Origin of the sequence: Mucilaginibacter metallidurans, assembly GCF_003286435.2 — a bacterium.
GTDB lineage: Bacteria > Bacteroidota > Bacteroidia > Sphingobacteriales > Sphingobacteriaceae > Mucilaginibacter > Mucilaginibacter gossypii.
In genome coordinates this window covers 856,517-869,149 of sequence record NZ_CP043449.1, presented here as the reverse complement: position 1 = coordinate 869,149, position 12,633 = coordinate 856,517, and the positions used below count along the sequence as shown (strand labels likewise).

At 42.8% G+C, this 12,633-nt stretch carries 11 protein-coding genes and 1 pseudogene; 6 read left to right on the top strand and 6 right to left on the bottom strand.

Annotation, left to right across the window (positions count from 1 at the left end):
- Positions 1-470 precede the first annotated feature (470 nt).
- From gloA2 to DIU38_RS34375, 3 genes are all read right to left on the bottom strand, one after another.
- Positions 471-860 carry an SMU1112c/YaeR family gloxylase I-like metalloprotein gene (gene gloA2, locus DIU38_RS03805; protein WP_112656036.1) on the bottom strand — a complete coding sequence of 130 codons (390 nt, stop codon included), beginning with the start codon at positions 858-860 and terminating at the stop codon, positions 471-473.
- Positions 860-3,082: a phosphoribosylformylglycinamidine synthase subunit PurL gene (gene purL, locus DIU38_RS03800; protein WP_112656034.1), complete on the bottom strand. Its 2,223-nt coding sequence runs from the start codon at positions 3,080-3,082 to the stop codon at positions 860-862. Before purL ends, gloA2 begins: the two co-directional genes overlap by 1 nt.
- A gap of 360 nt (positions 3,083-3,442) precedes the next feature.
- Positions 3,443-3,565: a hypothetical protein gene (locus tag DIU38_RS34375; RefSeq protein WP_262714350.1), complete on the bottom strand. Its 123-nt coding sequence runs from the start codon at positions 3,563-3,565 to the stop codon at positions 3,443-3,445.
- Positions 3,566-3,607: 42 nt separating this feature from the next.
- On the opposite strand from DIU38_RS34375, the gene DIU38_RS03795 reads away from it, so the two are divergent.
- A complete protein-coding gene (locus DIU38_RS03795) occupies positions 3,608-4,780 on the top strand; it encodes an alpha/beta hydrolase-fold protein (protein WP_112656032.1) in 1,173 nt (390 codons plus the stop codon).
- A gap of 96 nt (positions 4,781-4,876) precedes the next feature.
- Here DIU38_RS03795 and DIU38_RS33400 read toward each other — a convergent pair whose 3' ends face one another.
- Positions 4,877-5,215, bottom strand: coding sequence for an ORC-CDC6 family AAA ATPase (locus DIU38_RS33400; RefSeq protein WP_208057599.1), 339 nt, complete (start codon positions 5,213-5,215; stop codon positions 4,877-4,879).
- Between the two features lie 9 nt (positions 5,216-5,224).
- Positions 5,225-5,902, bottom strand: coding sequence for a hypothetical protein (locus DIU38_RS03785; protein ID WP_112656030.1), 678 nt, complete (start codon positions 5,900-5,902; stop codon positions 5,225-5,227).
- A gap of 579 nt (positions 5,903-6,481) precedes the next feature.
- Here DIU38_RS03785 and DIU38_RS03780 point away from each other — a divergent pair.
- Both DIU38_RS03780 and DIU38_RS03775 read left to right on the top strand, forming a co-directional pair.
- Complete coding sequence (locus DIU38_RS03780) at positions 6,482-6,919, top strand: hypothetical protein (RefSeq protein WP_112656028.1); 438 nt, start codon at positions 6,482-6,484, stop codon at positions 6,917-6,919.
- Positions 6,920-7,075: 156 nt separating this feature from the next.
- On the top strand, positions 7,076-7,576 hold the full coding sequence (locus tag DIU38_RS03775) for a hypothetical protein (protein ID WP_112656026.1): 501 nt from the start codon (positions 7,076-7,078) through the stop codon (positions 7,574-7,576).
- A gap of 50 nt (positions 7,577-7,626) precedes the next feature.
- Here the strand turns inward: DIU38_RS03775 and DIU38_RS03770 are convergent, their stop codons facing one another.
- Positions 7,627-8,919: a serine hydrolase domain-containing protein gene (locus tag DIU38_RS03770; RefSeq protein WP_167516073.1), complete on the bottom strand. Its 1,293-nt coding sequence runs from the start codon at positions 8,917-8,919 to the stop codon at positions 7,627-7,629.
- Positions 8,920-9,110: 191 nt separating this feature from the next.
- Between DIU38_RS03770 and bla the strand changes: the two are divergent.
- The 3 genes and pseudogenes from bla to DIU38_RS03750 all read left to right on the top strand — a co-directional run bounded on the left by bla (position 9,111) and on the right by DIU38_RS03750 (position 12,514).
- Positions 9,111-9,976 (top strand): annotated as a pseudogene (gene bla, locus DIU38_RS34790) (subclass B3 metallo-beta-lactamase).
- 392 nt (positions 9,977-10,368) lie between these two features.
- A complete protein-coding gene (locus DIU38_RS03755; RefSeq protein ID WP_112656018.1) occupies positions 10,369-11,760 on the top strand; it encodes a S41 family peptidase in 1,392 nt (463 codons plus the stop codon).
- Positions 11,761-12,031: 271 nt separating this feature from the next.
- Positions 12,032-12,514: a YybH family protein gene (locus DIU38_RS03750; protein WP_112656016.1), complete on the top strand. Its 483-nt coding sequence runs from the start codon at positions 12,032-12,034 to the stop codon at positions 12,512-12,514.
- The last annotated feature ends 119 nt before the right edge of the window (positions 12,515-12,633 follow it).

Here is a 12,633-nt window from a genome sequence, read left to right as displayed (position 1 = left end):
GTTATTTTTTTCTCCTAAGGAAGCAGTTGCCTTACTGCTTGTATATCGATTTCTCGCTTCTCTTTCCCACCTCTTTCTTGTCTCTTGCATCTTGACCTCCTGAATCTTTTCCCCTCCCCGTCAGCAGGTAAGCTTCGGGCGAAAGCGGGCAGAACAATGGTGGCCTGTGCGGTTGCAGGGGCATAGCAAGTTTTTGCAGAAGGGACGGCCTGCGCAGCCGGGGCAAAATAATTGCAGCCCGTGGTTCCGCCCGGTTTGCAGGGCAAAGGCCAAGCAAAGGCATGTGTGGGTGGCCAGTGCGGCAAAGAAGCCTATCTGCTGACTTGATTTTTTGGTTCTTTTGTATCAAGACAAAAGAACAAAGCCAACCCGCGGCAATTGAGCGGGCCAATGATTGTTAATACCAACAAAAGTTAAAAAGTAAACCTGTCCTGTGGGATGCCGAAATAAATTCGGCACGACCACCTAAATTAGATCTCATACAACTCCAGCGGCGAGCCATCCGGATCGGCAAAAAACGTAAAGCGTTTGTCGGTGGTTTCATCTATGCGGATAGGTTCAATATCCACACCAAATGAAGAAATATGCGCTACCGCCTCATCCAGATCATCAACCTCAAACGCTAAATGACGTAAACCAGCCGCTTCGGGGCGTGACGGACGTGCAGGGGGATCAGGAAAAGAAAAAAGCTCGATCTGGTAGAGGTCGCCTACTTCCAGATCGAGTTTGTATGATTGCCGTTGTTCGCGGTAAACTTCGCGGACTATTTTTAAACCGAGTACCTCAGTATAAAACTGCTTGGATTTTGCATAATCCGAACAAATGATAGCTATATGATGTACCCGGTTAAGTTTTAACATTATTCGCCTAAAATACCGTGAAGGATATTAGCGTGAACCATTTTCAGGTCGGTAACATGACCAAAGGCTTCTTCATCGACAGTTAAGCCACCGTTGGTTACAGTACCCAGCAGGGTAAACTCGACCTCGCTGGTAGCCATTACCTCAACAAAACGTTCCTCCTCTTCGGGAGCAACGCTTACCACTACCCGGCCTTGCGCTTCACCAAACAGGAAGGCATCTTTACGGATACTGTCATCAGTAGCTATGTCAAAACCAAGTCCGTTAGGCATTGCCGACTCTAACAGCGCAATATATAAACCACCGTCAGCAACGTCATGGGCCGATTCAACCACTTTGTGTTTAATCAGTTCCTTAACAGTTTGCTGCATATCGTACTCTTTATCGATATCGAAATGCGGCGCAGGCGCTTTAGTTATTTTGTGCCATGAAGCAAGGTATTGTGATGATGCGATATCATTAACCGATTCGCCGATCAGGTAGATCAGATCGCCAGGCTGCTTAAAGTCGGCAGTCATGATGTTATCAACGTTATCCATTACACCCAGCATACCAATAGTTGGCGTAGGGAATACCGAACCACCATCGGCCGACTGGTTATAGAAACTCACGTTACCGCCGGTAACAGGGGTTTCAAACTTGCGGCAGGCATCGCCCATACCTTTAATAGCGCTCACAAACTGCCAGTAAACTTCAGGAATGTAAGGGTTACCAAAGTTTAAGCAGTTGGTAATAGCCACAGGCTCGCCACCGGCACAGGTAATGTTACGTGCGGCTTCGGCAACGGCAATGGCAGTACCTTTGTATGGGTCGGCGTATACGTAGCGCGAGTTACAGTCGGTTGTCAACACGATAGCTTTGTCGGTATCTTTAACGGCAACAACGGCTGCATCGCATGAGCGGTTAGCGGTCATGGTTTGTACACCTACCATGCTATCGTACTGATCGGTTACCCAGCGTTTTGAAGCAATATTAGGATGACCAACCAAATGTTCGGCAACCTCAACAAGGTTTGCAGGTTCTGCAACATCGTCGATATTGAATTTCTGATTTTCGGCAAAGTATGCAGGCTCGCGGTATTCGCGCTGGTAAACCGGGGCACCGCCGCCTAATACAAGGTCATCGGCAGGTACATCGGCAACTTTTTCACCGTGCATAAAGTATTCTAAACGTTTGGTATCGGTTACTTCACCAATAATGGCGCAGTTTAAATCCCATTTATCAAAAATAGCCTCAACTTCTTTTTCTCTGCCTTTATGAACTACGATCAGCATGCGTTCCTGTGATTCAGAAAGCAGGATCTCGTAAGGTTTCATGTGATCCTGGCGGGTTGGCACTTTGTCCAGGTCGATACGCATACCGTGCTCGCCTTTGGCACTCATTTCTGAGTTTGAGCAGATGATACCGGCAGCGCCCATATCCTGCATACCAACAACGGCACCGGTTTTAATAACTTCAAGGGTAGCTTCAAGCAACAGTTTTTCCTGGAAAGGGTCGCCTACCTGTACGGCAGGAAGGTCGTTCACCGAATCTTCGGTAATATCTTTAGAAGCAAAGGCGGCACCGTGGATCCCGTCTTTACCTGTAGCCGAACCAACTATATAAACCGGGTTGCCCACACCGTATGATGTAGCAGAAACGGTTTCACCGGCCTTAACAATACCGGCCGACATAGCGTTAACCAACGGATTAACATTATAGCAATCGTCAAAAAATAATTCGCCGCCAACGGTTGGGATCCCGAAAGCGTTACCATAGTGGCTGATGCCTTTAACTACACCTTTAACCAACCATTTGGTTTTGTCGAGGCTCAGGTCGCCAAAACGCAGGGAGTTAAGCTGCGCGATTGGCCTTGCGCCCATGGTAAAAATATCGCGGTTAATACCGCCCACGCCTGTCGCTGCACCTTGATAAGGTTCAAGTGCCGAAGGGTGATTGTGCGATTCGATTTTGAAGGCGCAGCCAATGCCATCGCCAAGGTCAACAAGACCGGCATTTTCTTCACCTGCTTTAGCCAGCATCCGCGGACTATCCTTTGGCAAAGTTTTAAGCCATGTAATTGAATTTTTGTATGAGCAGTGCTCGCTCCACATAACCGAGAAAATAGAAAGCTCGGTAAAGTTGGGCACACGCCCTAATATTTCATTTATACGTGCAAATTCTTCGGGTAAAAGGCCCAGATCTTTAGCGGTTTCAACGGTGGTTAATTCCTGGTGCTCCAATGTAATATTGTTTTATTTGAAAGGATGCGCAAAAGTATGAAAAAAGGCGGAAAGGGAAAAGGTTAAAGGCGAAAGGTTTGGGAAACGCCCACATGAGTATCAGATCAATTGTAACAAAGCGGCTGTCCCAATTTTTTGATTCCCGAAAAAAATAAAAAAATCTCCGGCGTCTTTTTTTAAAAACGAGCATGTTCCAAATTTTGAGTGTGAAAACGCGGAACATCTTTTTTATGAAACACTTTGATAATCAACCAACTATCATTTCACCCGAAACACTGTTAAATAACTCATAATCAGACAATAAAACTATAAAGAGTAGAAAACAGGATCAAACCATCGATTTTTCATCTTCCATTTATTTCACTCATTTTTTATGATTTTTTGGAGATTTTCTGCAATCAGCACTTTAGTTGCAAAAGGTACTGACAGAATAGCGACACCATTATTGGAATTTAAAATACAGCCTTGTAGTAAATGTGCCATATCTTTAATTGTTTTTGGTAGAAGTAATAAAAACAACTTGAGATGAAAAAAATTGCCATTATCTGTTACTGCCTTTTATTATCGTTACCATCCCTTCTATTTTTTAGTCCTCAGGTTGCTTATGCGCAAGATGACCCTTTACCGGCCCGTAATGATACTGCTATTCATTTTAGGTCGAAGGTAATGGACGAAATGAGGACGCTTTGGATCCATGTTCCGGACGACTACTATACCAGCAACAACGACTACCCTGTACTTTATGTACTGGACGGTGATTCCCATTTTAATTATTTAGCACGCACGGCCGATTTTCTTTCGGGCTATGACCGCAACAGGACACCAAAGATGATTGTTGTCGGCGTAGTAAATATTGACAGGGGCCGGGATTTTACGCCGGTATATTTAAAGAAACAAGACGGAAACAGGGACAGTTCCAAAATTATGCCCGACACCGGTGCAGGACGTTTTCTTCGTTACCTTCAACAGGAGGTTGTTCCATATATTGATAAAAATTACCGGGTGCAACCTTATCGTATACTGGCAGCACATTCATTGGGTGGCTTATTCGCGCTTTACGCAAAGGAAACAGATCCCTTGCTTTTCCCCGGTATGATACTGAGCAGTCCCGTTACAACCGACAGATTGCTTGCTAACCTGGCACGCTTCCTTAATTTTAGTCACCCGCATAACGGCAAAATGTTTGTGGGTATCGGTAATGAGAACACATCAAAAGTAGATCTGTTAGTTGCCAACTTAAAGCGACAGGCCCCCGGTTGGTTTGACTGGGCCAATCAATATTATCCCGATGAAAATCATTTTACAGCCCCTTACAAAACGGTGTTTGATGGTTTAAAATTTATTTATCGGGGTTGGTTTATAGATTATTACGGAAACGATAACCTGACCTTATCGGCTATTGATGCAAGGTATCAGAAATTATCCGATGAATTCGGTTATAAGATCACTCCGGGTGAAGAGTTTCTAAATAATTGTGGTTATTATCAATTACGCCTAAATCATATTGAAAATGCGGTTAGCATTTTTTCTGAAAACGTTAAGAAACATCCGACGTCATTTAACGCATATGACAGCCTTGGTGAAGCGTATATGCATTTAGGTGACAAGCCTAACGCGATCCGTTATTACAAAAAGTCTTTGGAGCTAAATCCGCAGAATGATAATGGTAGGCAGATGTTGAAGAAGTTGGGAAATTAAACTTTAATGGCGCGAGTATACAGCGCAGGGAACGGTGGTAGGGTATTCGTGACATTTCTAAATCAGGCTCATCTTATAACTTACATTGTATAAAAGTCACGAGTACGCCACGCTTTTTGCCAACGCTGCATACTCGCGCCAGCTGGGGAGTGTCAAATGCTTTTCAGCTTTTAGCTTTATAAACTTTACATATTCGGTTTCGCGAATATAATTCAGATGAGAGTGAGTGTTTTTAAACTCCAAATTTGAAAGAAAAAGCGAGTATGCTGTCTTGCCGGTACCTTTATCACCAATTAAAAAATAGTTATTTGGCTTCAAGATAGAATACAATTCATCTGTTTTTATAAAATATCGAACCAAAAGCTCTTTACTTTGCCGTTCTTTAAAATTCTCAGCATCATTAAATCCCAGGTTCAAGTCTATAAACTTTTTCATATAATTATTTTAAGCTGGGTATGAAAGTAAAAATTGACGAACACCGGCTATCATTAATTTTATTTCGCCGATTCCGTAATCCTCGTATTGGCCGTGGGCTGCAGAGTTCCGCGTGTCAAGCCATGCGGTAACCTGCTTCTGATATGCCAAGTTATATTTCCCACTTTTTGTTAGCTCTGCATTTATAACATCTGCTTTCTTAGGAACAATCTTTCCTTTTGGATTTGCAATATCAATAGGTATTCCTGCTAATGTACATAACTGCTTGAGATGTATCTCCAACGTTGATCCCGTTATTACCGCGGCAGCATCCTTATAACCTTCATTTAATAAATAGTCTGCCATTTCAAGATAATTAGAGAAAACCTCTGATTGAATAATTTCATTTAAAGTTTTCAGATAGCCATTATTGATATCGTCCCGCAAAGCATTTATTATGCCGATAAGCATTCGCAATTTCGGACCATCGTTAATGTTCGTTCGAGAGATAATTTTCGATGCTTCGATATAGTATTCAGATGTTTGGCCGACGATACGATTGACAGTAGCCTTTATCTTTACTATCAGAGATATCAGTTCTTCCATATCCACGCCTCCAGAAAGATCATCATACTGAGCTTTGCTCTTTATCTTGGAATATTCGTTAATTATTCCGTCGAGCTGGTTTGAAAAAAAAGTATAATTCATTGATAAGGTTAGTTCATTAATATAAGTCTATTTACTGGTAAGCTAATCTAACTTTTTTCAATCAGATTATTTAAATAAAATATTCATTATAACAAATAAATCAAATTCAATTAATTTCCTTTCTGAATCATTGTATCTGTTTATTTTAGTTGGCTTACAGCCCATTTTGTTTAGCCTCTTACCCTACTGGCGCTAATATACAACATCGACAAAAGCGTGGCGTAGTCAGGACTTTACAGAAACAACTAACCATTGCCATTCCCCCAACAATTCCCTAATTTTATTCAACCAATTATAAAATCAAACATAACCACAACAACCGCCAGTTACAGACGCACAGCGGATTCGTTGGCAAAAGTGTTCAAGGGTAAACCCCATGTCAATATTCATTAAAATCGTATCGACAGCGTTGCTTATCATAAGCACAGGGAATGCTTTTGCCGAAAGCAGCGGCCAATCCCCCCCCCGACTGGCGCGAGTATGCAGCGCAGGCAAGAAGCGTGGTGTACTCGTGACTTTGTAAAGCATTTTAAATAACTTAGCAGATCAAGAAGTTACGCGGTACCAGCAAACCAACGAATGAAAAACCATTTGATATTCCTACTGACAATCATCTTATTCGGCGAATCGCACAAAATTCAGGTTAAAGAGCAGATAACTGCTATTGTGGTAGAAAAATATCTTCCACAACCTTCTGGAAATGGCGTAGTCAGCTACAAAAAGACTAATTACCAAATAAAAAGTGTCGAAAACTTTGACAAAAATGGCTCGCTCAATAGCGTTAGTTTTTTAGAGTCCGAAGGCTGGCTTGAATTTAAAAGAGAAGAATTTTCCGGGATCCGGGATTTCTTCAAAGCCTCCGATCTGACACCCAAACTGGAATGTCAAATCATCGGCAAAAACCTAATGAAAATTAATACCGACACGATAGCATATGACTCACTGAACATGCAGCGTCGTATGATCTATTATTTTAAAAAGAATGACCGCAAGTGGTTATTTATTTTGAAGTTTTGATTGATTGGGAAACAAGATGCCAACAAAAACCATTGCCATTCCCCTAACAATTCCCTAATTTTATTCAACCAATTATCAAATTGAACATAACTACAACAGCCTCCAGGCACAGATGCATGGCGGATTAGTCGGCAAAAGTGTTTAAGGGTTAAACCCATGTCAATATTCATAAAAATCGTATCGACAGCGTTGCTTATCATAAGCACAGGGAATGCTTTTGCCCAAGCCAGCGGTCAATCTCCATCAAACATCAGTTCAAAGCAGGTTATTATCTACCGGTACAATCCGCACCACAAAAAAGACCATAAGGTTAAAGCTATAGCTCTTTTGGCAGCTAAGTGTTATTACTTTAAAAAAGTGCCGCATGCGCAAATAGGCAAACCTTTATCAGCCGAAAACGGCAAATACATAGCGGATGCCACCATGAACAACTTCATGAGTAAGCTGACCGCAAAAAATTTCGAAAACATCAACAAGCGGGAATGTAATTGCGGCGGCATGAGTGAGGAAACCTATGTTGTTGAGATAAGCCCCGAGGGGCTGGCCGCCAGCAGGAGGATTTTTTATGTTCCGGTAGTTAGTAACTGCCCGGCCAATTCGCCATGCGCGGTTATTGGTACTATTACCGATTTCTTTGCAAAACTGAAGCAAAAATAAGTCATCCCCACCGGTCTCCCAACCGGCGAGGGGATGCAGGCACTTAACTATTAACTATTACTACTTAAGAAACAGGTCCCTGTAGCCCAGGTTGGGTTTTTGGCATACGCCTTCCAGAAGATCTGATCAAGGGCAAAATCGAAATTAGCTTTGAAACTGCGTGTGTTGGTCAGGATCACAAAATTAAACCCGTTACCCAAACGGGCTTGTTCTGTAGCCGTACCCGGCAAGCTTCCCTGGTGAAAATAGCTATCGCCTGCAATGGCCCAGCCGCAACCATAGCCGGCATTGGCCGTTGAGCCGGTATACATGGTGGTTAGCGAAGCCGATGTAAGGATATCTGGCCGTACGGGGAATTTATCAATATAAACCAGGAACCTGGCCAGGTCGGCAGCGGTAGCAACCCAGCCCCCGTGCGCATCCATCCGCGTAATATTATAAGCATAAGGATCCTCTCCTGATTGACCGTAATAGGTAACTTCTTTGGCCTGTTTATCGGCCAGTGTGTTGCCGCCAATGGTCATATCAGTAATTCCGATTGGAGTTAAAACCAATGTTTTTACAGCTTCGGCATAGGCTTGGCCGGTAATTTTTTCTATCACACGCCCCAATATGCAATATCCAAAGTTAGAGTAGTCGTAATTGGTACCCGGTACATGATCGAGCGGACGGTTATCTAAAGTCCAGGTAATGAGCTGTGCCGTCGTCATTGTCGGGTTACTGAACATCGGGTCATCTGTTTCATTCCCCCAGCCGCCTGAGGTGTGGTGCAGCAATTGATCAACCGTAATATCGGTAATGTGTAAGCCATAGGCTTTAGTACCATAGGTTTTACCTAAAATAGCGCCATCGCCAAATACTTTGTCCGATAGCTTTATTTTGCCCTGCTCAAGCAGTTTCATGATGGCAACCGCCGTAAATTGTTTTGAACAGCTGGCCAACCGGTAACGGTCGCTAATAACAGCTTTGGTACCTTTAGATTTGTTGCTTACGCCGTAAGCTTTCAGGTAAACCAGTTTTTCGCCTTTGGTAATCGCTACGGATACCGCCGGTACATCATAAGTAGTCATAAAGGTATTTACCTCATCATCTAAAGCGGCAACAGCAACCTTGCTGGGGGTTAGGGTATCAACAATGGTGCCCGTTCCTCCGCCTGTGCCTGTTCCGGTACCTGTACCCGTTCCTTTACCGGTTGTATCTGTACCATTGTTTGTTTTAGGTACAGATGGCGCATCCTTTTTGCAGGCGGCAAAAAGCAGCAGACCTGCAATGGCAATTAATTTACTGATTTTCAAAGCATTAAAAGATAGGCTATAAAGCCCGAAGGGATAAGTGTTTTTCATAGGGTATTTAATGGATATTAGGTTTAGTGTAAATTGCAGGCTTTGTTGCCGGGGCTATAACGCAAATGCAATTAGCTTACAAAGCTACATTACCAGTAAAAAAAACACTTACGCGTATGTTGCAAATACTTTCGAGTTTGTTGCATTTTTGTTGCAGCGCAATGCGCGCATACCTTTAAAAGATTGATGAAATGAAACGAATGCTTATCCTGTTATTATTTTTCTGCAACGCTTTGATAGCCCGGGCGCAAAGAATTATCGAACCATCTGCAGCAAAGCACCCGGAATGGACGCGCTCCTTTCCGCCTTTTCAAATCGCGGGCAATCTTTATTATGTGGGCACTGCCGATCTGGCTTGTTATCTCATCACCACTTCCGGAGGCAATATCCTGATCAACACCGGGCTTGCGTCTTCCGAACAGCAAATCACAACAAATATCAAAACTCTGGGATTCAGGATTTCAGACACAAAAATCCTTTTAACAACCCAGGCTCATTTTGATCACATGGGTGCGATGGCGGCAATAAAGAAGATCACAAAAGCCAAAATGATGGTAGATGAAGGAGACGCGACGGTTGTAGCCGACGGGGGCTTTCTGATTATGACCTTAAAGGGGGTGTGCGCACATTCAAACCTGTAAAAGCAGACCGTATTTTACACAACGGCGATAGTATTAAGCTGGGTAACATGAAACTAACCATACTTCACCATCCGGGGCATACCAAAGGGTCCTGCAGCTATTTATTTGATGTAAAAGATAATAAACGAAACTACAGGGTTTTGATCGCCAACATGCCCACTATCGTTACCGATAAAAAGTTTTCAGATATCTCTTCCTATCCCGGCATCGCTAATGACTATGCGTATACCTTAAAAGCAATGAAGGGATTAAAATTTGATATTTGGTTAGCATCCCATGGGTCCCAATTTGATCTCCTCAGCAAACACAAGCCCGGCAGCCCTTATAATCCGATGGTTTTTGCTGATAAGAAGAATTATTACGATGAAATAAATGAACTGCAGGAAGAGTACGATAAGAAAATAGCGGAGAAATAGCGTTGGAGAATCAGGCTTTACGTTTACTGGTGTTTACTGGTCGAAGTTTAGCGACAGCGTAACTTCGTCCTAAAATGAGTTAAGCTTTCAGCTTAACTCATCCTGTTCAAGTTAATATGTCAACTTCTCCCCCGCAAGCAGGATGCTTGCAGGGTTTTAGGTCCAAGTTACGCTATCGCTAAACTTGAACCAGTGTGGGGCGTAACATCAAATATGAATATCAAGCTGTATATCTGAGGTATACAAGCGAGGCTCCCGCAAGCGTCTTTGATTGTGCCCCGCGTTCGGGTCATAAATATGCATAGCATATATATTTTCAGTAACTATTTTGTTATTCTGCTTTGAAATAAAGTGTTTTATTGTAACTTACGGTAAAACTTAAGCCTTTCGCAATGATCAAAAAAATCGCCTTACTATTTACTTTAACACTTATCGGTTGCCGTGCTTTTTCGCAAACCTGTAACTGCGAAACCGAAGTAAAATATATCGCCGGCTTTATGGAAAAGAATTACGCCGGTTTTAAGGACAAGCAGGCACTGATGACTAAAGCCGGCTACGATAAAATGCTCAGTGAATATATCGGGCTTGCAAAAAAGCCCCATGCCAACGAACATTGTCTCCTGATCATAGCCCAATACCTTGGTAAATTTAAAGACCACCATGTATCCGTTGGTGTTAAATTTGATGCAACTAAAATTGATTCGGCGTATATAGCAAACCGGGAGATCGTTCCTATAACAGCAGAAAAAATTGCCGAATTAAGAAAATCCAAAGGCTTTGAGGGTATTTATGATTTTCATGATCCGGCCAAATATAAGATAGCCGTAATAAAAGACAAAACGCCTTTGCACGACTATCTGGCTGTGATTGTGAGTTCCAACCTGCCTGGCTGGAAACCGGGCATGATAAAATGGGAAGCTAAAATGGTTAATGACAGTATTGGGCGTGGCATATTATATATACTTAACGGAATGCCAAAAGTAGAAGGGTTTTATTTTAAAGGCAACCGGATTTATGGCGATTGGCATCGCGAGGGGACTACAGTTACTGAGCCCGCCTCATCCAAATACGAACCGGTGGCGTTCCGTAAACTATCTGATAAAACCAGCTATCTGAAAATATCAACCTTTTCTCCGTCAAATGCAACAAACATTGATTCTATTATTAAGGCAAATCAAGCGATACTTTCAAACACTCCTAATTTAGTTTTAGATTTAAGGGGCAATGGCGGCGGCGCCGACTATACCTTTATCCCCTTAATGGATTTGGTATATACCGGCCCGATTAAAAATATTGGTAATGATTTGCTCTCTACCGATGCCAATATAGCCGGCTGGAAAAATATATTAAATGACAATGACAGATCCGAAGAAAACAAACAATCGCTCAGAAAAATAATTGCCTCGCTTGAAGCAAACAGGGATAAAATGGTAATGCACGCTAACGATTTTGACATCACAGGATACAAAATACAGCCCAACCCGGCTAAGGTTGTTATATTAATTGATAATAATTGCGCCAGTACTACCGAAGAGTTTTTACTACAAAGCCGCCAAAGTAAAAAAGTTACGCTGATGGGGCAAAACACATCAGGAACGCTCGATTATTCTAACGTACTGCAAGCTCCGTTTTCTTGCATGCCGTACGTTCTTCATTATTCTTCCTCTCGTAGCCGCCGTGTGGATGTAGGCCTGGGAATTGATGAAACAGGTATAAAGCCCGCCGTTTATTTGCAGGAAAAAGACGATTGGATCAAAAAAGCCCAGGAAACATTGGAACACTAAAAGACACAATCTCTCATACCTGTTAAACAGCAAATGGGGCTATCCGGCGCTTAAGCCTAAATTCATTAAAACAGCCGATACTTTATAGTAATGGCCGTTCTGTTTTACCTTCACCGGTCTCCTTCACTGACCCAAGTTTAGCGATAGCGTAACTTCGGCCCCACTCATCCCTCCCAACCCGCATCTCGTCAATTATCCCAATACAATCATCAATTCCCAAAACCCATACCGTTAACATTCGCTATTTTGTTGTCAAAAACCAATAGCCGGTATGAAAACATCACGCTGCCTTATTTTCATCGTTTTAATATTTTGCGGTTGCTCGTCAGCACCCCAAAGCGATAACCTTGCCGCCGACAAACTTGCTCTTGAAAAAACCAAGGCCGCTTTTACTACGGCTTTTGCTCATAGTGACGTAAAGGCTATAGTAGCGCTGCACCATCCCGATATTGTTAAATATTTTGGCGGCAGCAATGTGGTTACCGGCAGGGCGGAATTGACCAAAGGATTAACGGCCATGTTCCGTACATCCAGGATGGAATTAATCCAGAACCAGGTTGAAAGTACCGCCTTTAATGGCAACACTATTATCGAAACCTGCATATTCGCGTTTAGGGCAACCCCGGTAAATGGCGGCAAGCCGTCTGTAGGCCGGGGACGGTCAATGACTGTTTTTGTAAGGTATAAAAACAGCCCTTACGGTTGGGTTTCTATAAGGGAAATGGCCCAGGCGGCTCCTGAAGTTGCAAAATAATTCTGTTCAGGCTCAGCTGTCAGCAAAATAACGCCGCTTTTTACATTCGCGTAAAAACCGCACGCGCAAAACGTGGTTCAACGCATTGCTTTTCAATAATTTATATTTAATTTCATTCA

Coding starts and splice junctions, on each gene's coding strand:
- DIU38_RS03780 (WP_112656028.1), top strand. CDS start 6,482: ATGAAAAACCATTTGATATTCCTACTGACAATCATCTTATTCGGCGAA.
- DIU38_RS34375 (WP_262714350.1), bottom strand. CDS start 3,565: ATGGCACATTTACTACAAGGCTGTATTTTAAATTCCAATAATGGTGTC.
- gloA2 (WP_112656036.1), bottom strand. CDS start 860: ATGTTAAAACTTAACCGGGTACATCATATAGCTATCATTTGTTCGGAT.
- DIU38_RS33400 (WP_208057599.1), bottom strand. CDS start 5,215: ATGAAAAAGTTTATAGACTTGAACCTGGGATTTAATGATGCTGAGAAT.
- DIU38_RS03750 (WP_112656016.1), top strand. CDS start 12,032: ATGAAAACATCACGCTGCCTTATTTTCATCGTTTTAATATTTTGCGGT.
- DIU38_RS03755 (WP_112656018.1), top strand. CDS start 10,369: ATGATCAAAAAAATCGCCTTACTATTTACTTTAACACTTATCGGTTGC.
- DIU38_RS03775 (WP_112656026.1), top strand. CDS start 7,076: ATGTCAATATTCATAAAAATCGTATCGACAGCGTTGCTTATCATAAGC.
- DIU38_RS03785 (WP_112656030.1), bottom strand. CDS start 5,902: ATGAATTATACTTTTTTTTCAAACCAGCTCGACGGAATAATTAACGAA.
- DIU38_RS03770 (WP_167516073.1), bottom strand. CDS start 8,919: ATGAAAAACACTTATCCCTTCGGGCTTTATAGCCTATCTTTTAATGCT.
- DIU38_RS03795 (WP_112656032.1), top strand. CDS start 3,608: ATGAAAAAAATTGCCATTATCTGTTACTGCCTTTTATTATCGTTACCA.